Annotated in this window: 29 protein-coding genes and 1 riboswitch; of the genes, 27 read left to right on the top strand and 2 right to left on the bottom strand. The window is 39.2% G+C overall.

The window, feature by feature from the left end:
• Positions 1 to 69 precede the first annotated feature (69 nt).
• The 6 genes from pgk to HMPREF2731_RS13025 all read left to right on the top strand — a co-directional run bounded on the left by pgk (position 70) and on the right by HMPREF2731_RS13025 (position 5,995).
• On the top strand, positions 70 to 1,260 hold the full coding sequence (gene pgk, locus HMPREF2731_RS13045; protein WP_002292817.1) for a phosphoglycerate kinase: 1,191 nt from the start codon (positions 70 to 72) through the stop codon (positions 1,258 to 1,260).
• 103 nt (positions 1,261 to 1,363) lie between these two features.
• A complete protein-coding gene (tpiA, locus tag HMPREF2731_RS13040; protein ID WP_002292815.1) occupies positions 1,364 to 2,119 on the top strand; it encodes a triose-phosphate isomerase in 756 nt (251 codons plus the stop codon).
• 115 nt (positions 2,120 to 2,234) lie between these two features.
• Positions 2,235 to 3,533, top strand: a complete 1,299-nt coding sequence (gene eno / locus HMPREF2731_RS13035) for a phosphopyruvate hydratase (RefSeq protein ID WP_002292812.1) — start codon at positions 2,235 to 2,237, stop codon at positions 3,531 to 3,533.
• 577 nt (positions 3,534 to 4,110) lie between these two features.
• On the top strand, positions 4,111 to 4,272 hold the full coding sequence (locus HMPREF2731_RS15150) for a hypothetical protein (RefSeq protein ID WP_002292811.1): 162 nt from the start codon (positions 4,111 to 4,113) through the stop codon (positions 4,270 to 4,272).
• A gap of 2 nt (positions 4,273 to 4,274) precedes the next feature.
• Positions 4,275 to 4,637, top strand: coding sequence for a hypothetical protein (locus HMPREF2731_RS13030; protein ID WP_002346068.1), 363 nt, complete (start codon positions 4,275 to 4,277; stop codon positions 4,635 to 4,637).
• 218 nt (positions 4,638 to 4,855) lie between these two features.
• A complete protein-coding gene (locus HMPREF2731_RS13025) occupies positions 4,856 to 5,995 on the top strand; it encodes an ArgE/DapE family deacylase (protein WP_002313485.1) in 1,140 nt (379 codons plus the stop codon).
• A gap of 64 nt (positions 5,996 to 6,059) precedes the next feature.
• Here HMPREF2731_RS13025 and HMPREF2731_RS13020 read toward each other — a convergent pair whose 3' ends face one another.
• Positions 6,060 to 6,635 (bottom strand): ECF transporter S component, encoded by a 576-nt coding sequence (locus tag HMPREF2731_RS13020; RefSeq protein ID WP_070873136.1) that lies wholly within the window; start codon positions 6,633 to 6,635, stop codon positions 6,060 to 6,062.
• A 4-nt stretch (positions 6,636 to 6,639) separates the two neighbouring features.
• A complete protein-coding gene (locus HMPREF2731_RS13015) occupies positions 6,640 to 7,614 on the bottom strand; it encodes a nucleoside hydrolase (RefSeq protein ID WP_070704333.1) in 975 nt (324 codons plus the stop codon).
• A 23-nt stretch (positions 7,615 to 7,637) separates the two neighbouring features.
• A riboswitch (PreQ1 riboswitch) is annotated at positions 7,638 to 7,682 on the bottom strand.
• A gap of 214 nt (positions 7,683 to 7,896) precedes the next feature.
• Between HMPREF2731_RS13015 and HMPREF2731_RS13010 the strand changes: the two genes are divergently transcribed.
• The 21 genes from HMPREF2731_RS13010 (at position 7,897) to HMPREF2731_RS12910 (ending at position 24,655) form a co-directional block, all read left to right on the top strand.
• Positions 7,897 to 8,865 (top strand): alpha/beta hydrolase, encoded by a 969-nt coding sequence (locus tag HMPREF2731_RS13010; RefSeq protein WP_002292805.1) that lies wholly within the window; start codon positions 7,897 to 7,899, stop codon positions 8,863 to 8,865.
• Positions 8,866 to 8,977: 112 nt separating this feature from the next.
• Positions 8,978 to 9,256 (top strand): GNAT family N-acetyltransferase, encoded by a 279-nt coding sequence (locus HMPREF2731_RS13005; protein WP_002300467.1) that lies wholly within the window; start codon positions 8,978 to 8,980, stop codon positions 9,254 to 9,256.
• A 117-nt stretch (positions 9,257 to 9,373) separates the two neighbouring features.
• Positions 9,374 to 9,610, top strand: coding sequence for a preprotein translocase subunit SecG (gene secG, locus HMPREF2731_RS13000; RefSeq protein WP_002292802.1), 237 nt, complete (start codon positions 9,374 to 9,376; stop codon positions 9,608 to 9,610).
• Positions 9,611 to 9,712: 102 nt separating this feature from the next.
• A complete protein-coding gene (locus HMPREF2731_RS12995; protein WP_176747863.1) occupies positions 9,713 to 10,468 on the top strand; it encodes an alpha/beta hydrolase in 756 nt (251 codons plus the stop codon).
• A gap of 2 nt (positions 10,469 to 10,470) precedes the next feature.
• Entirely contained in the window at positions 10,471 to 12,828 is a 2,358-nt protein-coding gene (gene rnr, locus HMPREF2731_RS12990; RefSeq protein ID WP_002342838.1) for a ribonuclease R, read from the top strand.
• A 21-nt stretch (positions 12,829 to 12,849) separates the two neighbouring features.
• On the top strand, positions 12,850 to 13,314 hold the full coding sequence (smpB, locus tag HMPREF2731_RS14940) for an SsrA-binding protein SmpB (RefSeq protein WP_002292799.1): 465 nt from the start codon (positions 12,850 to 12,852) through the stop codon (positions 13,312 to 13,314).
• Between the two features lie 301 nt (positions 13,315 to 13,615).
• Positions 13,616 to 14,335, top strand: coding sequence for a F0F1 ATP synthase subunit A (gene atpB, locus HMPREF2731_RS12980; RefSeq protein ID WP_002300474.1), 720 nt, complete (start codon positions 13,616 to 13,618; stop codon positions 14,333 to 14,335).
• 52 nt (positions 14,336 to 14,387) lie between these two features.
• A complete protein-coding gene (gene atpE / locus HMPREF2731_RS12975) occupies positions 14,388 to 14,603 on the top strand; it encodes an ATP synthase F0 subunit C (protein ID WP_002292797.1) in 216 nt (71 codons plus the stop codon).
• A 90-nt stretch (positions 14,604 to 14,693) separates the two neighbouring features.
• A complete protein-coding gene (atpF, locus tag HMPREF2731_RS12970; RefSeq protein ID WP_002292796.1) occupies positions 14,694 to 15,218 on the top strand; it encodes a F0F1 ATP synthase subunit B in 525 nt (174 codons plus the stop codon).
• The gene (locus tag HMPREF2731_RS12965; protein ID WP_002292794.1) at positions 15,205 to 15,747 is read left to right on the top strand and encodes a F0F1 ATP synthase subunit delta; all 543 of its coding nucleotides are present in this window, start codon (positions 15,205 to 15,207) and stop codon (positions 15,745 to 15,747) included. The genes atpF and HMPREF2731_RS12965 overlap by 14 nt, the downstream gene beginning before the upstream one ends.
• Positions 15,748 to 15,769: 22 nt before the next feature.
• On the top strand, positions 15,770 to 17,326 hold the full coding sequence (gene atpA, locus HMPREF2731_RS12960; RefSeq protein ID WP_002292793.1) for a F0F1 ATP synthase subunit alpha: 1,557 nt from the start codon (positions 15,770 to 15,772) through the stop codon (positions 17,324 to 17,326).
• A gap of 13 nt (positions 17,327 to 17,339) precedes the next feature.
• Positions 17,340 to 18,242: a F0F1 ATP synthase subunit gamma gene (locus HMPREF2731_RS12955; protein ID WP_002292792.1), complete on the top strand. Its 903-nt coding sequence runs from the start codon at positions 17,340 to 17,342 to the stop codon at positions 18,240 to 18,242.
• A gap of 22 nt (positions 18,243 to 18,264) precedes the next feature.
• Positions 18,265 to 19,671 (top strand): F0F1 ATP synthase subunit beta, encoded by a 1,407-nt coding sequence (gene atpD / locus HMPREF2731_RS12950; RefSeq protein WP_002289006.1) that lies wholly within the window; start codon positions 18,265 to 18,267, stop codon positions 19,669 to 19,671.
• Positions 19,672 to 19,684: 13 nt separating this feature from the next.
• Positions 19,685 to 20,107, top strand: coding sequence for a F0F1 ATP synthase subunit epsilon (locus HMPREF2731_RS12945; protein WP_002289005.1), 423 nt, complete (start codon positions 19,685 to 19,687; stop codon positions 20,105 to 20,107).
• Between the two features lie 336 nt (positions 20,108 to 20,443).
• The gene (locus HMPREF2731_RS14680; RefSeq protein WP_002300479.1) at positions 20,444 to 20,674 is read left to right on the top strand and encodes a DUF1146 family protein; all 231 of its coding nucleotides are present in this window, start codon (positions 20,444 to 20,446) and stop codon (positions 20,672 to 20,674) included.
• A gap of 99 nt (positions 20,675 to 20,773) precedes the next feature.
• Positions 20,774 to 22,075, top strand: coding sequence for a UDP-N-acetylglucosamine 1-carboxyvinyltransferase (murA, locus tag HMPREF2731_RS12935; protein ID WP_070704330.1), 1,302 nt, complete (start codon positions 20,774 to 20,776; stop codon positions 22,073 to 22,075).
• Positions 22,076 to 22,087: 12 nt separating this feature from the next.
• Complete coding sequence (locus HMPREF2731_RS12930; RefSeq protein ID WP_002292789.1) at positions 22,088 to 22,264, top strand: DNA-directed RNA polymerase subunit beta; 177 nt, start codon at positions 22,088 to 22,090, stop codon at positions 22,262 to 22,264.
• Positions 22,265 to 22,395: 131 nt separating this feature from the next.
• Positions 22,396 to 22,692, top strand: a complete 297-nt coding sequence (gene yidD, locus HMPREF2731_RS12925; RefSeq protein WP_002308581.1) for a membrane protein insertion efficiency factor YidD — start codon at positions 22,396 to 22,398, stop codon at positions 22,690 to 22,692.
• Between the two features lie 179 nt (positions 22,693 to 22,871).
• Positions 22,872 to 23,342: a GNAT family N-acetyltransferase gene (locus HMPREF2731_RS12920; protein ID WP_070873132.1), complete on the top strand. Its 471-nt coding sequence runs from the start codon at positions 22,872 to 22,874 to the stop codon at positions 23,340 to 23,342.
• An 81-nt stretch (positions 23,343 to 23,423) separates the two neighbouring features.
• Positions 23,424 to 24,308 carry an ROK family protein gene (locus HMPREF2731_RS12915; protein ID WP_002308583.1) on the top strand — a complete coding sequence of 295 codons (885 nt, stop codon included), beginning with the start codon at positions 23,424 to 23,426 and terminating at the stop codon, positions 24,306 to 24,308.
• 110 nt (positions 24,309 to 24,418) lie between these two features.
• The gene (locus HMPREF2731_RS12910; protein WP_002316425.1) at positions 24,419 to 24,655 is read left to right on the top strand and encodes a DUF2969 domain-containing protein; all 237 of its coding nucleotides are present in this window, start codon (positions 24,419 to 24,421) and stop codon (positions 24,653 to 24,655) included.
• The last annotated feature ends 119 nt before the right edge of the window (positions 24,656 to 24,774 follow it).

Genomic DNA, 24,774 nt, shown 5'->3' with positions numbered 1-24,774 from the left:
TTAAAAGCGGGGAAGCAATCGCGCTTCTTCCGCTTTTTTTGATAATAAGTTTATTCAGGAGGAAATAAAATGGCTAAGAAAACAGTGAAAGATATCGATTTAAAAGACAAAAAAGTTCTTGTCCGTGTTGACTTCAATGTTCCTTTGAAAGACGGCGTGATCACTGACGACACTCGTATCAAAGCAGCATTGCCAACAATCAACTACGTTTTAGAACAAGGCGGAAAAGCAATCCTTTTCTCTCACCTTGGACGTGTAAAAACAGAAGAAGATAAAGAAGGAAAATCTTTAGCTCCAGTTGCAAAACGTCTAGGCGAATTATTAGGTAAAGAAGTAACATTCGTACCTGAAACTCGCGGAGAACAATTAGAAGAAGCAATCCGCAACATGAAAGATGGCGACGTTGTCGTATTTGAAAACACACGTTTTGAAGATGTTGATGGTAAAAAAGAAAGCAAAAACGATACAGAGCTAGGTAAATACTGGGCTTCATTAGGTGATGTATTTGTTAACGATGCTTTCGGTACAGCTCACCGTGCGCATGCTTCTAACGTAGGTATCGCTTCAACTGGTATCCCAACAGTTGCTGGATTCTTGATGGAAAAAGAAATCAAGTTCATCGGTGAAGCAGTAGAAGAACCAAAACGCCCAATGATCGCAATCCTTGGTGGCGCAAAAGTTTCTGATAAAATCGGCGTAATCGAAAACTTGATTCCTAAAGCAGACAAAATCTTGATTGGTGGCGGAATGACTTACACATTCTACGAAGCAAAAGGAATCAAGATCGGTAACTCTCTAGTAGAAGCTGACAAAGTAGAACTAGCAAAAGAATTGATCGAAAAAGCAGGCGACAAACTTGTCTTGCCAATCGACAATGTCTGTGCACCAGAATTTTCAAATGATGTAGAAACACAAGTAATCGAAGGAGACATTCCTGACGGTTTGATGGCTTTAGACATCGGCCCAGCATCAGTAAAATTATTTGCTGATACATTACAAGGTGCAAAAACAGTTGTTTGGAACGGACCTATGGGTGTATTTGAAATGAGTAACTTTGCTAAAGGTACAATCGGTGTTTGTGAAGCAATCGCTAACTTAGAAGGCGCAACAACAATCATCGGCGGCGGAGACTCAGCTGCAGCAGCAGAACAATTAGGTTTTGCTGACAAATTCACACACATCTCAACAGGTGGCGGCGCAAGCTTGGAATTGCTTGAAGGTAAAGAATTACCAGGACTAGCAGCAATCAACGATAAATAAACAGCCAAGTTTGCTCTATTCTGACGAGTGATCGATCAAAAGGTGAAAGGAGTTTTCATGACTCCCTAGCCATTTTTCAATAAATTAAGGAGTGTGTTCCTCAATGCGTAAACCTATTATCGCAGGTAACTGGAAAATGAACAAAACTGCATCCGAAGCAAAAGAATTTGCTGAAGCAGTAAAAAACAAAATCCCTTCAAATGACAAGGTTGATTCAGTCATCGGATCTCCTGCATTATTCTTACAAGAATTAATGACATCAGCTGAAGGTACAGAACTAAAAATCTCAGCACAAAACTGCTACTGGGAAAACTCAGGTGCGTTCACTGGTGAAACTTCACCAGCAGCTCTTGCTGATCTAGGTGTTCACTATGTGATCATCGGACATTCAGAACGTCGTGAATATTTCCATGAAACAGACGAAGACATCAATAAAAAAGCAAAAGCTATCTTTGCAAACGGTATGACACCAATCTTATGCTGTGGCGAATCTTTAGAAACATATGAAGCAGGCAAAACTGCTGAATGGATCGAAGGACAAATTACAGCTGGTTTAGCTGATCTTTCAGCTGAGCAAGTGTCAAACATGGTGATTGCTTATGAACCAATCTGGGCAATCGGTACTGGTAAATCAGCTGACGCACAAATCGCTGACGAAATTTGTGGTGTTGTACGTCAAACAGTTGAAAAACTTTATGGAAAAGAAGTATCAGAAGCTGTTCGTATCCAATACGGCGGTTCTGTAAAACCAGAAAATATTGCTGAATACATGGCAAAAGAAAATGTTGACGGTGCTTTAGTCGGCGGCGCAAGCTTGCAAGCAGATTCATTCTTGTCATTGTTAGACGCTGTAAAATAATTGATGAAAATTTGCGAAAAATGCAAGAAATGTTTGCACTAATGAGCAAAATTAACTAAAATCGTATATGAGGGAAATCCCTTAGGAAAAAACAAACTCAAAGGAGAGACAAAACATGTCAATTATTACTGATGTTTACGCTCGCGAGATCTTAGACTCACGTGGTAACCCAACAATCGAAGTAGAAGTATACACAGAAAGCGGAGCTTTTGGCCGCGGAATGGTTCCTTCAGGTGCTTCAACTGGTGAATACGAAGCAGTTGAATTACGTGACGGAGACAAAGCTCGTTATGGCGGTAAAGGTGTAACTAAAGCTGTCGACAACGTAAACAACATCATTGCTGAAGCAATCATTGGCTACGATGTTCGTGACCAAATGGCTATCGACAAAGCTATGATCGCTTTAGACGGAACTCCTAACAAAGGTAAATTAGGTGCGAACGCTATTTTAGGTGTTTCTATCGCTGTTGCACGTGCAGCTGCTGACTACCTAGAAGTACCTTTATACCACTACCTAGGCGGATTCAACACGAAAGTATTGCCAACACCAATGATGAACATCATCAACGGCGGATCACATGCTGATAACTCAATCGACTTCCAAGAATTCATGATCATGCCTGTTGGCGCTCCAACATTCAAAGAAGCTCTACGTATGGGTGCTGAAGTATTCCACGCATTAGCTTCAATCTTGAAAGCTCGCGGATTAGCAACTTCTGTTGGTGACGAAGGTGGATTTGCTCCAAACCTTGGTTCAAACGAAGAAGGTTTCGAAGTAATCATCGAAGCAATCGAAAAAGCTGGCTATGTACCTGGTAAAGACGTTGTTCTTGCTATGGATGCTGCTTCTTCAGAATTCTACGACAAAGAAAAAGGCGTTTACGTACTAGCTGACTCAGGCGAAGGCGAAAAAACAACTGACGAAATGATCAAATTCTACGAAGAATTAGTTTCTAAATATCCAATCATCTCAATCGAAGACGGATTAGACGAAAACGACTGGGACGGATTCAAGAAATTAACTGACGTATTAGGCGACAAAGTTCAATTAGTTGGTGACGACTTGTTCGTAACAAACACTCAAAAATTATCTGAAGGTATCGAAAAAGGAATTGCTAACTCAATCCTTATCAAAGTGAACCAAATCGGTACATTAACAGAAACTTTCGAAGCTATCGAAATGGCTAAAGAAGCTGGCTACACAGCAGTTGTATCTCACCGTTCTGGTGAAACAGAAGATTCAACAATCTCTGATATCGCTGTTGCAACAAACGCTGGTCAAATCAAAACAGGTTCTCTATCACGTACTGACCGTATTGCTAAATACAATCAATTACTACGTATCGAAGACCAACTTGGTGAAGTTGCAGAATACAAAGGTTTGAAATCTTTCTACAACTTGAAAAACAAATAATTCTTTTCTAATGAAGATACATGATCGACCGATTGAAAGATAGACGAGCATGATCACTTAGTTAAGTAATCAGACTCTCTACCTGCTGATTTCAGCAAGTAGAGAGTTTTTTTGTTGTGAAAATCATTTGATGAATAAATCTCTTTTTTAAGAACAGAAAAATCGGGAGAGTACATAAATTATTATAATACAACTGTTTATTTATATATATCATATAAACCCTATTATATAAATATCCGTATTTATTAAAAATAACTCATAATTTTATTTTTGTAACTGGCTTCTGTATATAATATTTACAAATATCGATACGAGACAATCGTATCGAAAAAAGTCAGTTATCAAGAGATAACATCGTATAGGACCTTTTAAGGATAGAACAATAAGAGAGGAGGAAGCAGTCTTCGTTTCATTCATATCCTTTTACGCTCGGATAGGATGATTCTCTTCAAAAAGGGGTTGGCAATCTTCCTCTTTCGATAAAAATCATTTGAACAGGGAGACAGAAAAATGAAAAAATTTAGATAATTACAATGATAAAAATTATAAATATGGGATAACTACAAATATTTTTGGGATGGATCCGACTTACTGTTCTAAAATCGTCTGGCAAGCTTATTGGTATGCTTCGGCTGCCGTGCAAGTAGGAGGGATGTATCAGCCGCTTATTGCTTTGCCATACGATCTTCCTGATTATTTTGATGAAAGAGCGATCCATATCTTAACATGGGAGAATTGATGATGAGAAGGAGGATTTCTAAAAAAAGAAATTACTGTTCTAAGATTTTTATTTCGATAGGTTTACTGTTAGGGGGTACATGGCTCTATCAATTTCCAATCAAGAAACATATAGCTACACGAGCACTGTATCAATTATTAGAGGAGGAATACCAATTAACCGATTATGATATTTTTATTTCAAGAGTGGTGAAAGATACGAAAAGTGGTAGAGGCGGTGTCAGTATTTTTTTCATGGTAAGGAATAGTGTGTATGTGTATGAATATGACTACTCTCTTGAAGAAAATAATTGGCTACGTGGTTATTACGTAAGTAGGAGTAGCTATAGATCATGTGATACTCTTATTTTCAACGATGAGGAATAAAATGATTTGACTATAGAAGAACAGTTCAACGAAGTAGCTTCTCTTGTTTTTTTACTTGGTTGGATTTACTAGCGTAGAGGCAAGAATTGGAAAGCCATTTACTTGGAAAAGGGGAATGTGACGCTGCTTTTGTCACGCCCTTTTTTCTGTGGCCTCTCTTATTTGTAAATCTAGGTGCACTCCAATACAATAAAAGAAACAGCAAAGGAGAAGATTAGATGAAAAAAGAAGAAAAAATTGCGATTTTACAAGAGATCATCCGAATAAAATCAGTGAATGGGAACGAAGGCGAAGTAGCAGCTTATTTGAATAAGATTTTGGAAAAACATGGCATAATAGGTGAAATCGTTTCTTACAGTAATGGTAGAGATAATCTGATTGCTCAATTCCAAAAAGGGCAATCAGGAAAAGTGTTAGGCCTATCTGGTCATATGGATGTCGTGGCGGCGGGGAATGAATCGTCTTGGACCTATGCGCCCTTTGCAGCAGAAATCCATGGGAATCGTTTGTATGGACGTGGTGCTACAGATATGAAGAGTGGCTTGGCGGCGATGGTGATTGCCATGATCGAGCTCAAAGAGTCAGGAAAACCATTTAACGGAACAGTCAAATTATTAGCCACTGTCGGAGAAGAAGTGGGTGAATTAGGTGGGGAACAGCTCACGAAAGCAGGCTATGTGGATGACTTAGATGCCTTGATCATCGGAGAGCCAACTAATTACAGTTTGATGTACACACACATGGGATCAATCAACTATACGGTCATCTCGCACGGAAAAGAAGCGCATAGCTCTATGCCAGACCAAGGCTATAATGCGATCAATCATCTAAATGAATTCATTACGAAAGCAAATGCTGAAATGAATTACCTCGCTGAAACAATCGAGAATCCCGTCTTAGGAAAAACAATCCATAATGTCACGTTGATCAGCGGTGGCAATCAAGTAAACAGCATTCCGAGCCACGCGCAGCTTCAAGGGAATATCCGATCGATTCCTGAATATCCAAATGATAAAATCATTACATTACTGCAATCAATCGTCAAGGAATTGAATCAAGAGACAGACTACCATTTGGAATTGACGATCGATTACAACAAAATACCTGTCAAAGCTGATCCAGATTCTCCTTTGATTCATTGCATTCAGCAACAATTCAGTCAGCCATTACCTTTAGTTGGAGCGGCAGCAACCACAGATGCAGCCGAATTTACAAAAGCTGACCACTCCTTCGATTTTGTCGTCTTTGGGCCTGGTGTCGTTACTTTGCCTCATCAAGTAGATGAGTATGTCGAGCTCGATAATTATTTAGATATGATCGAAAAATATCAAGCCATTATTTTATCTTACTTAGCGTAAGTTTTTTTAATCGATGAAAAATAGAGCCAGATGAGCAACTTTTTGCTCATTTGGCTCTGTTTGTTCATCCTATTTTTTTCTTGGAATATATCAAGCGCTGCGGCAACATAGTGATGACTAATGTAACAACGACGATAGATAGCAGACGGTCAAGGTAGTCTGTGCCCGCCTGTACCAAGATCACACTGATGGTTTGATCGAAACCTAACCCATGTAACAATTGGACGATCATGCTAGATCCTGAGGAAGTGATTCCGCCAAATAACTGAACGGTAATGATCGAAGAGACAATCGTTCCAGGTACAGACAAAATCAAAGCGAGTAATAAGAGTTTCAAACGTTTTTTATCTTTGTTGAGATACCTTGGTAAAATCAATCCAGCCAACAAACCTGTGAGGATTTGGATCGGTGAATAATACAGTGAAAAAATATCTGTAGTCACCCCGCTTAATACCCCACTGGATAGTCCTGTCAACATTCCTGGTATGGGACCAAGTAACGCGCCAGCAAAAATCGTTCCAATAGAGTCTAGATAGATTGGCAAACGAAGCCATAAAGCAATCGTTCCTCCAACATAATTGATCCCAATACACAAAGCCATCATTGTAAGTACGCGAGTTGCCATCTTGTTTTTATTCATTTTGTCAGCCCATCTTTAACCTTTCCAAATCTTTCATAATCGTTTCTTCTTGTGCATTTAAAAGAACGGTTAAAAACTTTTGGAAAAAAAGAAGAGTATCTACTTTTGTCATAATTTTACTGTTAGCAGGTTTCTGCCAAAATTCATAACGGTCAACCAATGTTTGTCCACGACTTAGTCCTTCAGTTTCTACAGCAGTGAAGCTTTTAAAGCCTTCACAGATGGACTCATCGATAAAATAAGCAACAGCTAACGGATCATTGATGACACACCCCAAGATTCTTTCTTGTTTCCAGTGAAAGTCAAAATAAAAACGAGTGATCGTTTTTAGATACTCTCCCACTTCAGGATTCATTTGGCAGCAATATTCAAGGATAGTCGGTGTCAAGACGATTTCTCTTGTCACATCTAACCCAACCATTTCTATCGGTTGTTTGAGCTTCTCGAATACATAAGAAGCTGCTTCAGGATCACACCAGTAATTGTATTCAGCAACTGGTGAACAGTTACCATGGCTTTTGTAAGTTCCGCCCATTGAGACAAAACGATCCATATGTTTTCCAACAGATGGGTTGTTTTTCAAAGCAGAAGCGATATTGGTCAAAGGACCCAAAGCAATGACTGATGTATCTGTTTTTTCTTTGAAATAATCAGCCAGAAAATCAACTGCATGGAGCGATTCTGCCTGTTTTGCTAAGACCATCGGGAAATTTGTGTCCCCTAATCCATCCAACCCATGAGTGTCTTGCGCACTAATGAAAGGTTGCTTCAAAGGTTTTTCCATTCCTTGATAAACAGGAATATCTAAACGATCACAGCGTTCCAAACATTTCAGCACATTCTGCGTACCGATATCTACAGGGACATTCCCGCAAACAACGGTAATAGCAACTACTTCGATATCAGGGGATTTGACAGCTAGTGATAAAGCTAAAGTGTCGTCGATCCCTGGATCGCAATCAATAATTACTTTTCGCATTATTTCCAATCTCCTTTCTTTAGAGATACTTAGTTTTTTATTCTGGGAAGTTTCCGAACCAGTCCAAGACGAGCGTCTTGTTTATAATGCACGAAATTAGTATACTGGCTTTTATTGTGAATGTAAATGCTCTCTTACAAGTAAATCTATTGAGAAGAACTTTAAGTAAATGATACAATGAAAAGGAAATGGAATTTACGTGTGCCGAAGAAAAAGAATCCTATTGATCGGTATATTGTATAATAAATAGATTATAGTTTGGCAGAAAGCGGCGGGTGTACGATGGTTATTTTTTATTTCATTCTTATTCTGATAATTATAGGAATCAGTTACCATTTTCTTTCTTATTTTTATGCAAAGAAATTAGTAAGAGCGGGAGTTCAGAGAGGCTATGACTGGTATGAAGACACTGGGCACCGCTTGATGGATCCTGCTGCAGTCACGTCAGTAGAAAAAAAGCGACAAAAATTAGAAGAAGAGTGTGAAAGCTTCTGGGAACAAGGAATACCGAAAACGATCAAAAGCTATGACGGGTTGAAACTAGCTGGACAGATGTTCATCCAACCAACTCAGCAGAATAAATGGGTCATTTGTGTACATGATTATCGAAGTACAGGGAAAAGAGATATGTCTCATATAGGTAAAAGATATGCAGAGAAAGGATTCAACGTTCTTATACCCGATTTACGTGCGCATGGAGAAAGTGAAGGAGAAATCATCGGAATGGGATGGCTAGACCGGCTAGATTTAATTGCATGGATCCAACTCATCTTAGATGAACAACCAGATGCATCCATTATTTTGCACGGGGGTTCAATGGGCGCTTCTACAATTATGATGGCAAGTGGTGAAAAGCTTCCATCTGCAGTCAAAGGATTTATCTTAGACAGCGGATATGTTTCTGTTTATGCGGAATTTCGGTACATGTTAAGTAAAATCACGGTCTTTCCTAAAAAAATGATCATGAGATATGCGAATCACTATGCTCAGAAATACGCAGGTTATTCTTTAAAGCAAGCATCAGCTACAAGACAGCTTGGTAGTAACCATTTGCCTTTGTTAGTCATCCATGGTGAAAGAGATCATTTTGTTCCTACAGAAGCAGCATACACGATTCAAAACGCTACGGCAGGGGATAAAGCATTACTGCTTGTTCCAGAAGCAGAACATTTGGAAGCATCGATGAAAGATCCGAAGACCTATTGGACAGTGATTTTTTCATTTATTGAACAAAGAATAACGATGGATTGATTTCCTCTTCCTTTTTGTAAGCAATCCGAGGATAAATAATTGTTTATAGACCAGGAGACTGTTAAAATAAGGTAGGAATAAAAAAATATCAGTTATTTGAGGAGTGCGGCATATGGAAATCAAAGAGGAAAAAAATCGTCTTGCTTTATTCAATGATGAGCAACAAGAAATCGGAGAAATGACATGGTCGGATGCGGGGCCAGACATCATGATCATTGACCATACATTTGTCGATCCAGCATATCGTGGTCAAAAATTAGCTGAAAAGCTAGTGTATACTGGAGTAGAACTAGCAAGACGTGAAGGGAAAAAGATCATCCCTTTATGCCCTTACGCAAAAAAAGAGTTTGAGAAGAAACCAGAATATCATGACGTCTTACGCCAATCATAATAATAACAGCTGAAAGTTTTGCACTTTCAGCTGTTTTTCCATTTATATAGAGTTGTCACGGAGTTTTATCTATGATAAAGTTAAAGAGACGATATCTTTTGGGAAGGAGGCTGCTATATGTATAATTTAATTTTGGGAATCGTGATCGTTTTATCAATTGTTATGGTCATTGCGATTATGATGCAGCCAAGCAAGCAAAATAGTGCAGCGAGTGCATTTACCGGCGGTGCGGATCAACTATTCGGCAAACAAAAAGCTCGCGGCTTTGAAGCTGTCATGCAGCGATCAACTGCAGTCATGGGAGCTGTCTGGATGATCTTATTATTTGTCCTAGCATTTTTATCTTCGAAGTAGTCGAATAAGCCTCTCGCACAACGGCGGGCGGCTTTTTTTATTGCAAAGAGAACGCTTAAGAAGAAGTTATGAAAGAAACTATGGTAAAATGAGGCGAAAGAGGTGAAACGAGTGAAACAATTACCAAAACCCCTTTATGCAAAACATGGAAAACGAGCAGTTTTGCTGCTTCATGCGTATTCAGGAAGTCCAAATGATGTCCGGATGCTCGCACGGTTTTTAGAAAAAGCAGATTATACAGTCTATGCGCCGCTATTTAAAGGACATGGAACGATGGAGCCATATGATATCTTGCAAGAAAAAGCAGAAATCTGGTGGGCAGATACTAAAAAAGCCATCCATTTTTTACAGTCTGAACAGTTTTCTGATATTGCCGTATTGGGACTATCGATGGGTGGCATCTTTGCTGTACGGGCACTAGAAGAAGAATCAGTAATTGGCGGCGGTTTTTTCTGTTCGCCCCTGTCTCCTGTAAAAACAAACGTGCCTGAAAATTTTGAAAAATATGTACGTCAAGTGCTGAAGATAGCAGGCAAATCTGAAAAAGAAATCAATGAAAAAGCAGTGTCTTATCGCTCGTTAGCTGAACATCAATTAATGGATATACAAGACCAAGCAGCAATCGCAGAAAGTAGACTATCAGATATCCAACAGCCGATATTTTTAGCTCAAGCTGGGAAAGATGAAATGATTGACCCAAATGGTGTATTTGAAACGGCACGCAAATTGAGCCGCCAACGGGTGACACTTCAATGGTATCCTGAAAGCGGTCATGTGATTTCAGTTGGCACAGCAAGACGCGAATTAGAAAAAGACGTGTTGGAATTTTTAGAAAAATTACCTTGGAATGAGGAATAAATATGACAAAAGAAACAATAAAAGAGAAAATTCTCTTTTTCATGGAAAGCAGTCGCAAACATAGTTTTTCTATGGAAGAAATCGCTGAAGGTCTAGGCTTTCAAAAAAGCGATGATTTTAAATTACTAGTACAAACGATTGCTCAAATGGAAAGAGAACAGAGTATCGTTTTCAATAAAAAAGGAAAAGTGAAACTTCCTTTAAAACCAATCTTGGTCGAAGGGACATTTCGGGCAAATGAACGAGGATTTGGATTTGTAACGATTGATCCCGAAGAAGATGATATCTATATCCCAAAAGAAGCGACTGGCTTTGCAATGGATGGGGATACCGTAGCAATTGATATCATGAAGCGAGCAAATACAGATATGGATCGCGGAGCAGAGGGAAAAGTAGTGGAGATTCGAGACCGAGCGACTACTCAGTTAGCCGGAGAATTTGTTGCTTATTCAGACGAAGAGATACAGGAAACGGATCTTTATGGTGTGGTCATCCCGAAAGATAGAAAGCTTAACCAATTCAAAGTGTATGCAGCGGCAGAGGGAGTTCGTCCAGTTGACGGAAGTATTGTACTGATCGAACTGACCCATTACCCTGAAAAAGGGTATGCGACTAGTTTAGAAGGGATAATCAAGCAAGTGATTGGTCATAAGAATGACCCTGGCATGGATATCCTCTCGATTGTCGTGGCTAACGGTATTCCTACAAAATTTCCTGATGATGTGTTGTCTGAGGCAGATGAAGTTCCAGACCAGATCAGCGAAACGGATATTGTTGGACGCAGAGATTTAAGAAATCAGCTCATTGTTACAATTGATGGAGAAGATGCAAAAGATCTAGATGATGCAGTAACGGTAAAAAAATTAGAAAATGGTAATTATTTTCTTGGAGTACACATTGCAGATGTATCTTACTATGTGACGCAAGGCAGTCAACTGGACAGAGAAGCATACGAAAGAGGAACAAGTGTCTATTTGACCGATCGAGTGATTCCGATGATCCCACAACGTTTATCCAATGGTATCTGTTCATTGAATCCCCATGTTCCACGACTCACCATGAGTTGTGAAATGGAGATCGATCCAAATGGACAAGTTGTCTCACATGAGATTTTTCCAAGTGTGATCCAAACAACAGAACGGATGACCTACACAGCTGTCAATCAAATCTTAGAAGATCAAGATGAAGAAACGATGCAACGCTATGCTCAGCTCGTGCCTATGTTCCAAGAAATGGGTGAATTGCATCGAATCCTTGAAACGATGCGAATCAAACGTGGAGCGATTTCTTTTGAGGATCGTGAAGCGAAGATCCTTGTTGATGCTGAAGGACATCCAAATGACATCCAGCTAAGAAGCAGAGGGATAGGTGAACGCTTGATCGAATCCTTTATGCTTGCCGCCAACGAAACAGTAGCTGAACATTATAATAAATTAAATCTTCCGTTTATTTATCGAATCCATGAACAGCCAAAAGAAGAAAAAATGCAGCGCTTCTTTGATTTTGCTTCAGCTTTGGGCATTCTGGTACGAGGAACGAAAGGAACGATTACACCAAAAGATTTACAGCATGTGATCGAAGGAGTAGAAGATAAACCAGAAGCAGCAGTTATCAATACTATGTTGCTAAGAAGTATGCAACAAGCACGCTATTCAGAAGATAATTTTGGACATTATGGCTTAGCAGCAGATTACTACACACATTTTACATCTCCTATTCGACGATATCCCGATCTGATCGTCCATCGGCTGATCCGTTCCTATAGCCAAGATAAAAGTGAAAGCATTCAAAGTTTATGGGCTGAGGAACTTCCTGAAATCGCAGATCATAGTTCTAAGATGGAGCGTCGCGCAGTAGAAACAGAACGTGAAGTAGATGCGATGAAGAAAGCAGAATTCATGATGGACAAAGTGGGAGAAGAATTCGACGGGATCATCAGCTCTGTTGTGAAATTCGGACTGTTTATCGAACTGCCGAATACAGTAGAAGGATTGATCCATATCAATGAATTGAAACAAGACTACTTCCATTTTATTGAAAATCATTTAGCACTTGTTGGTGAAAGAACCGGTCTGACTTTTAAAATCGGACAAAAAGTGCGCGTAAAAGTAGTCAAAGCTGATCCAGATGAACGAGCAGTGGATTTTGAACTCGTTTCCGCAGAAGAGGTCACTGCGTTGGAACGTCCAAAATCACGCAATGGAAAATCTGGAAAACGAGAAGGAAAACAAGCAGGCAAACGCTCAGAAAAAAATGGCAAGAAGAACAAACGATATAGTGATAGTAAGCAAACGTTCGGTAAGAAAAAAGGGAAAAAGCCATTTTACAAAGGTGTCAAAAAGAAGAAAAAGAAAAAATAAAATGAGTTGGAGGAAACAGCTATGCCAAAAGGCGAGGGAAAACTAATTGCACAAAATAAGAAAGCTCGCCATGATTATTCGATCATCGACACGATGGAAGCAGGGATGGTCTTGCAAGGAACGGAGATCAAGTCGATACGAAACAGCCGGATCAATCTGAAAGATGGATTTATTCGCGTCCGCAACGGGGAAGCTTTCTTGCATAATGTTCATATCAGTCCTTATGAACAAGGAAATATTTTTAATCATGATCCGTTGCGCACGAGAAAATTATTATTGCACAAGAAACAAATCGTTCGTCTTGAAAACGAATTGAAAAACACGGGAATCACTGTTGTTCCTTTAAAAGTCTATATTCGTAACGGCTATGCCAAGGTATTGATTGGTCTGGCAAAAGGGAAAAAATCGTATGATAAACGGGAAGATTTGAAACGAAAAGATATCGATCGACAAATTGATCGAACATTAAAAAATTTCTCTAGATAATTTCATTATCCTTTTTCGCATATTCGGTGCTTTTGCTTTTACTTAATGATAAAATTTGTTAGCATTTAATCTGATAAAACATGATTATCACAGGTTTTTTCTTAGATCAGGAGCACCGTGCATGGGGAAAAATTCGCTTCGTTTTTGACTGAAATAAAAAAGTGTCTAATTTTCATGAAAATGTTTTGAATTTTCTGTTTCATGGTGGTATGATACCGTGTGGTTAGAAACCGATTGGAAAAAACCAGATACGCACATTAATTGATTTTATGTGAATTTCGGGGAAAAGAGGTGAAATGGATTGGATGAACGCTCGCTAACGTTCCACATTGGACCAATTTGGTTTGATGGTACAGTTTGTATAATGGTGTTACTGACCTGTTTGATTGTTTTCTTCTTAGCTTACTTTTTTACAAGAAATCTTAAGTTGAAACCAACAGGCAAACAAAATGCGATAGAATGGGTCATTGATTTTAGTCGAGGAATCGTAACAGATAATCTGCCTAGAAAAGAATTGAGCAATTTCCATTTGTTGGCATTTACATTGTTTTTATTTGTTTTTGTTGCAAACAACATCGGTTTAGTAACAAAAATCGTCTTACCTAACGAAACAACACTTTGGAAAAGCCCGACAGCAGACCCGTTTGTTACTTTAACTCTGGCATTTATAATGATCTTACTTACTCACTTATTCGGGGTGAAAAAGTTAGGCTTCAAAGGATATTTCGTAAATTCGTTCTTGAAACCCTATAGTTTTATGTTTCCGATGAAACTGATTGAAGAATTTACAAACTTATTAACACTTGCTTTACGTCTTTATGGGAATATATATGCGGGGGAAGTTTTGCTAACCTTGATTGCAAAAATGATGACAAGCTTAGGCTGGTTCTCATTACCATTAGCAATTCCATTAGAGATGGTCTGGATCGCGTTCTCCTTGTTTATTGGGAGCATCCAAGCATTTGTCTTTGTTACTTTGTCAATGGTTTATATGAGCCATAAGATTGAAGTAGAAGAATAATACTCGGTTAAAAAACAAACTACTATTTATCTATTTTAGGAGGAAAACAATTATGAATTATATCGCAGCAGCAATCGCAATCATGGGAGCAGCAATCGGAGCCGGTTATGGTAACGGTCAAGTTATCTCTAAAACAATCGAATCAATGGCTCGCCAACCTGAAATGTCTGGTCAATTCCGTACAACAATGTTTATCGGGGTAGCTCTAGTTGAAGCTGTTCCTATCTTAGGGGTAGTTATCGCCTTGATTCTAGTTTTTGCTGTTTAATTGAATCAGTATTAAGGCAGAAACAACATCGTTTGTTACTGCTTTTTTACATGGAAACTAGAAATACTCCAAAGAAAGGAAGGCTCGCCTATGCTGAATCAATTGGCAATTGCAGAAGTTGGCAATGCGATGTTAGGTAATATCATCGTTGTCAGCGGCTCATTTTTGATACTACTGGCTCTCTTGAAGCACTTTGCTTGGGGACCAATCAGCGATATTTTGAAAAAACGTGAAGACAAGATCGCCAATGATTTAGATTCTGCAGAACAATCTCGCATCAACTCAGCGAAAATGGAACAAGAACGCGAACAACAATTGTTAGCCTCTCGTTCTGATGCAGCTGATATCATCAAAAATGCGAAAGAAAGTGGAGAATTAAGCCGCCAAAATATTTTGAAGGATGCTCAAGAAGAAGCAGCTCGTCTAAAAAGCAAAGCCCAAGCTGATATCACTGTAGAACGTGATTCAGCGCTAAACTCTGTAAAAGACGACGTTGCAGAACTCTCTCTTCAAATCGCGGAAAAAATCTTGAACAAAGAATTATCTCCAGAAATGCATGAATCATTAATCAATCAATACATTGAAGGTCTAGGTTCTTCAAATGAAACTAGATAAATATACAGTAGGAAGACGTTACGGGAAAGCTTTATTTGAACTGGCGATCGATTCAAATCAAGCAGAAGAAATCTATCAAGATCTCGTAAGTTTACGTCAAATCTATGAACAAGTACCTGGATTAGGAAATATGTTAAGTGATGTTCGTCTAGAACCTCATGAAAAACGAGAAATCATGGACAAGCTTGTCAGCGGTTATGATGGGATCGTTAAAAACTTTTTAGAAGTTGTTTATGAGTATAACCGAATGGATGACCTTTTGTTCATGATCGAAGAATATGAACGTCGATATGATGAACATCAAGGGTTACTATTGGGAAGTGTCACAACAGCAGTCCCACTTTCAGACGAACAACGAATACAATTAGAAAAGAATGTTGCAAAAACAATGGACTATCAATCAGTTGAATTAAAACAAATCGTTGATTCTTCTATTATTGGTGGCGCGATTGTTGAAGCCAACCATCGAGTAATCGACGGAAGCATTCGCACGCAATTAGAAAAAATGCGTAATCAATTAAATAGATAGTACAAAGAGGTAGGTGAATCGAATGGCCATCAAAGCAGAAGAAATTAGTGCCTTGATTAAAGAACAAATTGAAAATTATCAAAACGTGCTTTCAGTCGAAGAAATCGGTACCGTAACTTATGTAGGTGACGGGATCGCTCGTGCACATGGTTTAGAAAACGCGATGAGTGGTGAGTTGCTTGAATTTTCAAACGGCTCATACGGAATGGCGCAAAACTTAGAGTCAAATGATGTAGGTATCATTATCCTTGGCGATTTCGAGTCCATTCGTGAAGGAGATAAAGTAAAACGAACAGGTAAGATCATGGAAGTTCCAGTTGGAGAGGCCTTGATTGGTCGGGTAGTCAATCCGCTAGGTCAACCAATCGACGGACTAGGTGAAATCGTTACTGACAAAGCTCGTCCAGTAGAAGCGATGGCACCAGGCGTTATGCAACGTAAATCTGTTAACGAACCAATGCAAACAGGGCTAAAAGCGATCGACGCCCTTGTGCCAATCGGACGCGGACAACGTGAATTAGTCATCGGTGACCGTAAAACAGGGAAAACTTCTATTGCGATCGATACGATCATCAACCAAAAAGGCCAAGATATGATCTGTATCTATGTAGCAATCGGACAAAAAGATTCTACAGTTCGTACACAAGTTGAAACATTGAAAAAATATGGCGCAATGGATTACACAATCGTTGTGAATGCCGGTGCGTCTCAACCAGCACCATTGCTTTATATCGCACCATATGCTGGTACTGCAATGGGTGAAGAATTCATGTACAATGGTAAACATGTATTGATCATTTTTGATGATCTTTCAAAACAAGCTGTTGCTTATCGTGAACTTTCCTTGCTACTTCGCCGTCCACCAGGTCGTGAAGCTTATCCTGGGGATGTTTTCTACTTGCACTCACGTTTATTAGAACGTGCAGCAAAATTAAGTGATGATCTAGGCGGCGGTTCAATGACTGCTTTGCCATTTGTTGAAACGCAAGCTGGAGATATCTCTGCTTATATCCCAACAAACGTTATTTCAATCACTGACGGACAAATCTTCTTAGAAAGCGACTTGTTCTACGCAGGTACTCGTCCAGCGGTTGATGCCGGACTATCTGTCTCTCGTGTAGGGGGTTCTGCGCAAATCAAAGCAATGAAAAAAGTTGCTGGGACTTTACGTCTAGACTTAGCAAGTTATCGTGAATTAGAAGCATTTACACAATTCGGTTCTGATTTGGATGCGGCAACACAAGCAAAACTAAATCGTGGACGCCGTACAGTAGAAATCTTGAAACAAAAACTGCATGCACCGCTAGCTGTTGAAAAACAAGTAGTGATTTTGTATGCCTTGACACATGGATTCTTGGACAGTATCCCTGTAGACAGTATTTTAGACTTCGAACATGAATTATTCGAATATCTGGATACCAATCATTCAGATATTTTTGAAACAATCCGTACAACAAAAGATCTTCCAGAAGAAGAAACGTTGAACAGTGCGATTCAGGAATATAAAGACATGTTCTTAGCTACAAAAGGAAATAATTCCTCTACAGAAGATAAATTGAAATCCATTCAAAATGCATAGTGAGGTGAGATGAATGGGTGCTTCATTAAATGAAATCAAGACACGTATCGCTTCAACAAAAAAAACGAGCCAAATCACGCGGGCAATGCAGATGGTGTCTGCTTCTAAGTTGACAAAATCTGAAGCTTCTTCACAGAAGTTTCAGGTTTATGCAACAAAAGTAAGAGAAATCGTTACGCATTTGACTGCTACTCAGTTAAATGATATTGCCTCAGAAAATCCTAGAGGGGATATCAATTACAACAGCATGTTGCTCAGCCGTCCTGTGAAGAAAACCGGTTATATCGTCATCACTGCAGATGGCGGTCTGGTCGGTGGATATAACAGTTCGATATTGAAACAAACGATGTCTATTTTAGAAGAAGACCACCAATCACCCGATGATTACGTGATGATCGCAATTGGCGGAACTGGTGCAGACTTCTTTAAAGCACGCGGTATCAACCTAGCATATGAGCTGCGCAATTTATCTGATCAGCCAAGCTTTGATGAAGTCCGCAAAATCGTAAATATGGCAACAACTATGTACCAAAACGAAGTATTCGATGAATTATACGTATGTTATAACCATCATATCAATTCGCTAACTAGTCAGTTTCGTGTAGAAAAAATGCTGCCAATCTCAGACTTAGATCCAGAAGAAGCAACGACTTTCGAACAAGAATATATTTTTGAACCTTCAAAAGAAGAAATCTTGTCTCAGTTATTGCCTCAGTATGCTGAAAGTTTGATCTACGGTGCGATCGTTGACGCCAAAACAGCAGAACATGCTGCTGGTATGACAGCAATGAAAACAGCAACTGATAATGCTGCTAATATCATTGATGAGCTGACGGTTTCTTACAACCGTGCAAGACAAGGGGCTATTACCCAAGAAATTACCGAAATTGTTGCCGGAGCTTCGGCACTAGAATAGTATTGAGATTGGAGGAAAAAAGATGAGTTCAGGCAAGATTGTTCAAGTAATCGGTCCCGTTGTCGACGTGGAATTTTCTTTAGACCAATCCTTACCAGATATCAACAACGCATTAGTTGTTTATAAAAATGACGAAAATAAATCAAAAGTTGTTCTTGAAGCAGCATTAGAATTAGGGGACGGAGTGATCCGAACCATTGCAATGGAATCAACAGATGGTTTACAAAGAGGAATGGAAGTCATTGATACAGGCAAAGCAATCTCTGTTCCTGTAGGTAAAGAAACATTAGGTCGCGTATTCAACGTACTAGGAGATACGATCGATTTAGAAACACCTTTCCCAGAAGATGCGGAAAGAAGCGAAATTCATAAAAAAGCACCAGCCTTTGACGAATTAAGTACAAGTACAGAAATTTTGGAAACAGGGATCAAAGTTATCGACTTGCTTGCCCCATATTTAAAAGGTGGGAAAGTTGGACTATTTGGTGGTGCCGGTGTTGGTAAAACCGTACTGATCCAAGAACTAATCCATAATATCGCCCAAGAACACGGTGGTATTTCTGTATTTACCGGTGTTGGTGAACGTACTCGTGAAGGTAATGACTTGTATTATGAAATGAAAGATTCAGGAGTTATCGAAAAGACAGCCATGGTGTTCGGTCAAATGAACGAACCACCAGGTGCACGTATGCGTGTTGCGTTAACTGGTTTGACGATTGCAGAATATTTCCGTGATGTAGAAGGCCAAGATGTACTGTTGTTCATCGACAATATTTTCCGTTTCACTCAAGCTGGATCTGAAGTATCAGCCTTGTTAGGACGGATGCCTTCTGCGGTTGGTTATCAACCAACATTGGCAACAGAAATGGGTCAATTGCAAGAACGTATCACATCTACGAAAAAAGGTTCGATTACATCGATCCAAGCCATCTATGTGCCAGCCGATGACTACACTGACCCGGCGCCGGCAACAGCATTCGCCCATTTGGATGCGACAACCAACTTGGAACGTAAATTAACAGAACAAGGGATTTATCCAGCGGTAGATCCATTGGCTTCTTCTTCAAGTGCTTTAGCACCTGAAATCGTGGGAGAAGAACACTATAAAGTAGCAACAGAAGTCCAACACGTATTGCAACGATATCGCGAATTACAAGATATTATTGCTATCTTAGGTATGGATGAATTATCCGATCAGGAAAAAGTGTTAGTTTCTCGTGCCCGCAGAGTCCAATTCTTCTTGTCACAAAACTTTAACGTGGCTGAACAATTTACTGGTCTTCCAGGTTCTTATGTTCCTGTAGAAGAAACAGTGAAAGGATTCCGCGAAATCTTGGAAGGCAAATACGATGATCTTCCTGAAGAAGCTTTCCGAAGTGTTGGCCGAATCGAAGACGTCGTAGAAAAAGCGAAAACACTAGGCTACTAGAAAGGGGTGCCCCATGGATCAATATTTAACAGTAAATGTGGTAACTCCTGCCGGTTTGGTCTATGATCACCATGCAGCTATCGTCGTCGCACGTACGACAGCTGGTGAGCTTGGGATTTTGCCTAAACATGCACCGATCATCGTTCCTTTGACGATTGATGAAGTTCGTGTAAAACGGACAGATTCAGATACCCATGTCGATTGGATTGCTGTGAATGGCGGAATCATGGAAGTGCGTGATAATGTTGTTTCAATCGTTGCTGATAGTGCGGAACGTGAACGGGATATCGATGTATCTCGTGCGGAACGTGCAAAACAACGTGCAGAACGCCAGATCGAAGAAGCAAAAGCAAAACAAGATACGAACGAATTGAAGCGGGCAACTGTTGCGTTGCATCGAGCAATCAATCGTATTAAAGTATCTAAGCACTCATAAAATGAGAAGCGGATGTTTATCCGTGTATCAGAGGTCGTGAGCCTGCCATTCAGCTCCGAGGTCACAAGGAACAAATTAAAAAAAACAGGTTCTCATGTTTGATGAATATTGTGACTTGTGACCGAGGAGTTGGCAGGAGAACACCGTTTATTTAGAATAAAGGACTGAGACAAGACTTTTGTCTCAGTCTCTTTTTTTGCATATTTTTTCCCTTATTTCCTAAAAACGTAAGGGTATTCCTCTATTTTTAAGTATACTTGTTTTTCCTTTTATACATTTTATGGTATTATCATTTTATTAGTTATTATAAAAACAACTGTTAGAAAGGACGTCATTATGCAAGTATACGGAATTGATGCGATACTTCGAATCGTGAGTCATTTGGCGTTTATCTACTTAGCCTTCTGGTCTTTACGTTCGTTACGCATTGAGACTTTTTTTAGACCAATGCATAATACGCAAATTAGAATGGCAATCGTACTTTTTTCAATTTTTTTAGGGTACACTGCAAGTAATTTTTTCTTAGAAGTTATCGCTTTATGCCGAAATCTTTTCGTTAGCCTGTAAATTTTAAAAAAAGGTACTATTTTAAAAGCAAGGGTGTTATAATAGAAAAGATTTTGAGTAAGTGTATGCTCATTGGAATTTTTTGGAGGGAACAACAACATGGAAGAGATCATCGTAAGAGGTGGCAATCAATTAAATGGAACAGTAAGAATTGAAGGAGCTAAAAATGCTGTATTGCCTATTTTAGCTGCCAGTTTGTTAGCAGAAGAAGGTATTACGACATTAGACAACGTTCCGATTCTTTCTGATGTCTTCACTATGAATCAAGTGATTCGTTACTTAAATGTAGATGTAGATTTTGATGAACAAAAGAATCAAGTAACAATCGACGCTTCAAGACAATTAGAGATCGAAGCGCCTTATGAATATGTTAGTCAAATGCGTGCTTCAATCGTTGTGATGGGACCGCTACTTGCTAGAAATGGACATGCAAAAGTGGCTATGCCTGGTGGATGTGCGATTGGTAAACGCCCAATCGATTTACATTTAAAAGGATTTCAAGCTTTAGGAGCAAAAATTATTCAAAAAAACGGCTATATTGAAGCAATTGCAGATGAATTGATCGGTAACACGATTTATTTAGATTTTCCTAGTGTAGGTGCTACTCAAAATATCATGATGGCTGCCGTAAAAGCAAAAGGAACAACCATCATTGAAAACGTAGCTCGCGAACCAGAAATCGTTGATTTAGCAAATATTTTAAATAAAATGGGTGCTCATGTCTATGGAGCGGGTACTGAAACAATGCGTATCGAAGGCGTTGATCATTTACATGCAGTCAACCATTCAATCGTACAAGATCGTATCGAAGCTGGTACCTTTATGGTCGCTGCTGCAATGACAGAAGGCAATGTACTGATTGCTGATGCTATCTCTGAACATAACCGCCCATTGATTTCTAAATTGATCGAAATGGGTGCAGAAATCATTGAAGAAGAAGGCGGAATCCGTGTCATCGGACCAAAACATATCTTACCTACAGATGTAAAAACGATGCCTCATCCTGGTTTCCCTACAGATATGCAAGCTCAAATGACAGCCATCCAATTAGTGGCAGAAGGTACAAGCGTAGTAACTGAAACAGTTTTTGAAAATCGGTTCCAACATTTAGAAGAAATGCGCCGTATGAACGCCCACGTCAAAATCGATGGAAATGTAGCAATCATGGATGGAAACCATGAATTGCAAGGTGCGGAAGTGTATGCAACAGACTTGCGTGCAGCAGCAGCATTAGTTTTAGCTGGCTTGAAAGCAAATGGAATCACACGTGTCCGTAACTTGAATTATCTAGATCGTGGCTATTATAACTTCCATATCAAACTACAAAAATTAGGTGCAGATGTTGAACGTGTAGACATGGATCAAACTCCTGCTGAAAAAACAGCACAAACGATTGCATAAGGAAGTGGCTGAATGAGTAACCAACGATATATCTTATTAACTCTGATAAAGATTTTAGTGGTGATCTTATTACTTATCCTTCTTTTTGTAGCCGGAACGATGATTGGATATGGCGTCATCGGTGGTGGCAATCCATTTAAAGTATTTCAACCAAGCTTGTGGATTCATATTCGAGACTTTTTTCATTGATAATTAATTACGGTGGTTCTAGTCGATAGGAAATGAGCTATGAAGCAGCATAGGATAAAAGAAAACAGAAGGGAACGTTGACTTTAGTCGCGATCCCTTTTTTTAGTAAAAGAAAAGAAGGAATCTAGTTGATGAAGAAGATATTGATTTATTTAGTTAGAGGATATCAGCGCTTTATTTCGCCTGCATTTCCTCCTAGTTGCCGCTATTATCCAACCTGTTCTAATTATATGATAAAAGCAATTCAAACTCATGGTGCGCTAAAAGGGACGGTAATGGGAACGGCTCGGATCTTACGCTGTCATCCCTTTGTCAAAGGCGGTATTGACTATGTACCTTTGACCTTTCAATTAACGAGAAATAAGAAAGATAAAAAAGAACCAGATTATGAAAAGGTTGTGAAAAATACGGGTAGCACTGAACAATAAAGAAATAATTTGGAAAATAGCTTCCCATATTTTGCAAAATTGTGAGTTATTGTCGAAGCGCTGGATTTTGAACACCGTCAAAAAAGATTGTGAAAAATACGGGGAGTACTGGGCAATAAAGAAAAGAGAGAGTGACTATCAAAGCAACGACTTCATGACTACATATATGGAGGTCAAAAATGATCGAAGAACTCAATAAGATAGATTTACCATGGTCCTTGTTATTAGATGCAGATCCTGATAAAGAAAAAGTTCAGGTATATGTTTCAAAGGGGAACGGCTGGATATGGAAAGAAAAAGAAAAAACAATAGGTATACTGATCTATATAGTAAGGGAAAAAGAATTCGAAATCGTTAACGTAGCTGTAGAACCTTCGCATCAAGGAAAAGGGATTGGTGGGAAACTCCTTGAGACAGCTTTTCAGGAGCTTTCACAGCTCGCTTCCAGTCAAACTCAGATCATCATACGAACCGGCAGTACTAGCAGTGCTGCGTTACATCTCTATCAAAAAATGGGCTATGTGGAGGTTGGTCGAGTCAAAGACTATTTTATCCATCATTATTCTAAACCGATTTTTGAGAACGGAGAACATTTGCGAGATCAAGTGATTTTAGCAATTCACTTACACAAAACCAGCTTTAACGAATAGACTTGTGATCCGAGAAAATGCTTTCAAATACTAAACATATACATTACAATAGCTTTAGCAAGCAAAAAGGAGAATATGTTTATGGGGATATTAGTTTTTGATTTTGGCGGGTCGGCTGTCAAATATGGTTGTTGGGATAGTAAAGATGTCAAAGGCAAGGGCCAATTTGCAACGCCCGAATCTTGGGAAGAGATGAAAGCGCAATTATTACAAGTCTATAAAGACATGTGTCTTTCTTTTGAGATTGAAGGAATTGGGATCAGCTCACCTGGAGTAGTGAATAATGAGAAACAGGTAATTGAGGGAATCAGTGCGATCCCTTATATTCATGGCTTTAATATTTTTAGAGATTTGGAAACTTTGTTTCAACTTCCGGTAACGATTGAAAATGACGCCAACTGTGCCGGAATGGCTGAGTTTTATGAAGGAGCTGCTCGTGATTATCAAGATGTTGCTTTTGTCGTGGTAGGAACTGGGATTGGTGGGGCGATGTTCACGAAAGGCCAAATCAATAAAGGTGCACATCTTTATGGTGGAGAGTTCGGTTTGATGTTCTTAGAGGGCGATCAGACATTTAGTAAACTTGGTACAGCCGTACAGATGGCTTGGCGGTATTGTGAACGCAAAGGAGTCGATAAGAATACTTATACCGGAAAAGACGTCTTTGAATTAGCAGAAACTGGGGATGAAATAGCAAAAGAAGAAGTTGAGAGCTTTTATACGTACCTTGCAAAAGGTTTATTCAGTATCCAATTTTCATTCGATCCGGAAGTTATCGTATTAGGCGGTGGCGTTTCTGCAAAGGATGGGCTCATCGATGAGATCCAAAGTAGAATGAAGAAGTTGACAGATCAATTCGACCTGCATGATTTCGAGCCACAGATCCTATTGTGTGAATACAGAAACGATGCTAACCTTGTAGGCGCAGCGGCCAACTATATCGCTATAGGTCAAGGGGAGAATTAAAAGCTTTAGAGAAGTCACTTCTTGCATAAAAGAAGATGAAATGGACAAGAGATTTTTGCCTAAGGAATGTTTTATTGGCTGCAATATGATAAAATGTCTGAGAGGTGAAAATGATGTCAAAAAAAAATAAAGATATTGAAGTACGTATCGAAGAAGTAAAAAAAGATATCAAAGGTAAGAATTATGAAGTCACTCAGTTATTTATAGGAAAAAAAATGATTGGTGAAATTTTAGCCTATGGACCAAAAGAATATGAAATTTTCTTTGGTGAAGAAGATTTTGGAAAAGAAAAAAGTCTTGAAAACGCGATAGAAACAGTGATTCGTCACTGGAATCTGCACGAATAAAAAAATATCAAAAAAACTTTCAATAAAGGGTTGCAAAAATCTGGAAAATTAGGTATTATAACTAAGTCAGGTTGATACAAACCTTTCGGAGGAGTAGCGAAGTGGCTAAACGCGACGGA

Source organism: Enterococcus sp. HMSC072F02 (assembly GCF_001837725.1).
Classification (GTDB): Bacteria; Bacillota; Bacilli; order Lactobacillales; family Enterococcaceae; genus Enterococcus_B; species Enterococcus_B lactis.
The sequence above is the reverse complement of the archived record's forward strand: the minus strand, read 5'-3'. Positions and strand labels throughout refer to the sequence as shown.

What these genes read in the sequence shown, in the direction of transcription:
- pgk (WP_002292817.1), top strand. Translation starts at nt 70, where the DNA reads ATGGCTAAGAAAACAGTGAAAGATATCGATTTAAAAGACAAAAAAGTT.
- tpiA (WP_002292815.1), top strand. Translation starts at nt 1,364, where the DNA reads ATGCGTAAACCTATTATCGCAGGTAACTGGAAAATGAACAAAACTGCA.
- eno (WP_002292812.1), top strand. Translation starts at nt 2,235, where the DNA reads ATGTCAATTATTACTGATGTTTACGCTCGCGAGATCTTAGACTCACGT.
- HMPREF2731_RS15150 (WP_002292811.1), top strand. Translation starts at nt 4,111, where the DNA reads ATGGATCCGACTTACTGTTCTAAAATCGTCTGGCAAGCTTATTGGTAT.
- HMPREF2731_RS13030 (WP_002346068.1), top strand. Translation starts at nt 4,275, where the DNA reads ATGAGAAGGAGGATTTCTAAAAAAAGAAATTACTGTTCTAAGATTTTT.
- HMPREF2731_RS13025 (WP_002313485.1), top strand. Translation starts at nt 4,856, where the DNA reads ATGAAAAAAGAAGAAAAAATTGCGATTTTACAAGAGATCATCCGAATA.
- HMPREF2731_RS13020 (WP_070873136.1), bottom strand. Translation starts at nt 6,635, where the DNA reads ATGAATAAAAACAAGATGGCAACTCGCGTACTTACAATGATGGCTTTG.
- HMPREF2731_RS13015 (WP_070704333.1), bottom strand. Translation starts at nt 7,614, where the DNA reads ATGCGAAAAGTAATTATTGATTGCGATCCAGGGATCGACGACACTTTA.
- HMPREF2731_RS13010 (WP_002292805.1), top strand. Translation starts at nt 7,897, where the DNA reads ATGGTTATTTTTTATTTCATTCTTATTCTGATAATTATAGGAATCAGT.
- HMPREF2731_RS13005 (WP_002300467.1), top strand. Translation starts at nt 8,978, where the DNA reads ATGGAAATCAAAGAGGAAAAAAATCGTCTTGCTTTATTCAATGATGAG.
- secG (WP_002292802.1), top strand. Translation starts at nt 9,374, where the DNA reads ATGTATAATTTAATTTTGGGAATCGTGATCGTTTTATCAATTGTTATG.
- rnr (WP_002342838.1), top strand. Translation starts at nt 10,471, where the DNA reads ATGACAAAAGAAACAATAAAAGAGAAAATTCTCTTTTTCATGGAAAGC.
- smpB (WP_002292799.1), top strand. Translation starts at nt 12,850, where the DNA reads ATGCCAAAAGGCGAGGGAAAACTAATTGCACAAAATAAGAAAGCTCGC.
- atpE (WP_002292797.1), top strand. Translation starts at nt 14,388, where the DNA reads ATGAATTATATCGCAGCAGCAATCGCAATCATGGGAGCAGCAATCGGA.
- atpF (WP_002292796.1), top strand. Translation starts at nt 14,694, where the DNA reads ATGCTGAATCAATTGGCAATTGCAGAAGTTGGCAATGCGATGTTAGGT.
- HMPREF2731_RS12965 (WP_002292794.1), top strand. Translation starts at nt 15,205, where the DNA reads ATGAAACTAGATAAATATACAGTAGGAAGACGTTACGGGAAAGCTTTA.
- atpA (WP_002292793.1), top strand. Translation starts at nt 15,770, where the DNA reads ATGGCCATCAAAGCAGAAGAAATTAGTGCCTTGATTAAAGAACAAATT.
- HMPREF2731_RS12955 (WP_002292792.1), top strand. Translation starts at nt 17,340, where the DNA reads ATGGGTGCTTCATTAAATGAAATCAAGACACGTATCGCTTCAACAAAA.
- atpD (WP_002289006.1), top strand. Translation starts at nt 18,265, where the DNA reads ATGAGTTCAGGCAAGATTGTTCAAGTAATCGGTCCCGTTGTCGACGTG.
- HMPREF2731_RS12945 (WP_002289005.1), top strand. Translation starts at nt 19,685, where the DNA reads ATGGATCAATATTTAACAGTAAATGTGGTAACTCCTGCCGGTTTGGTC.
- HMPREF2731_RS14680 (WP_002300479.1), top strand. Translation starts at nt 20,444, where the DNA reads ATGCAAGTATACGGAATTGATGCGATACTTCGAATCGTGAGTCATTTG.
- murA (WP_070704330.1), top strand. Translation starts at nt 20,774, where the DNA reads ATGGAAGAGATCATCGTAAGAGGTGGCAATCAATTAAATGGAACAGTA.
- HMPREF2731_RS12930 (WP_002292789.1), top strand. Translation starts at nt 22,088, where the DNA reads ATGAGTAACCAACGATATATCTTATTAACTCTGATAAAGATTTTAGTG.
- yidD (WP_002308581.1), top strand. Translation starts at nt 22,396, where the DNA reads ATGAAGAAGATATTGATTTATTTAGTTAGAGGATATCAGCGCTTTATT.
- HMPREF2731_RS12920 (WP_070873132.1), top strand. Translation starts at nt 22,872, where the DNA reads ATGATCGAAGAACTCAATAAGATAGATTTACCATGGTCCTTGTTATTA.
- HMPREF2731_RS12915 (WP_002308583.1), top strand. Translation starts at nt 23,424, where the DNA reads ATGGGGATATTAGTTTTTGATTTTGGCGGGTCGGCTGTCAAATATGGT.
- HMPREF2731_RS12910 (WP_002316425.1), top strand. Translation starts at nt 24,419, where the DNA reads ATGATGTCAAAAAAAAATAAAGATATTGAAGTACGTATCGAAGAAGTA.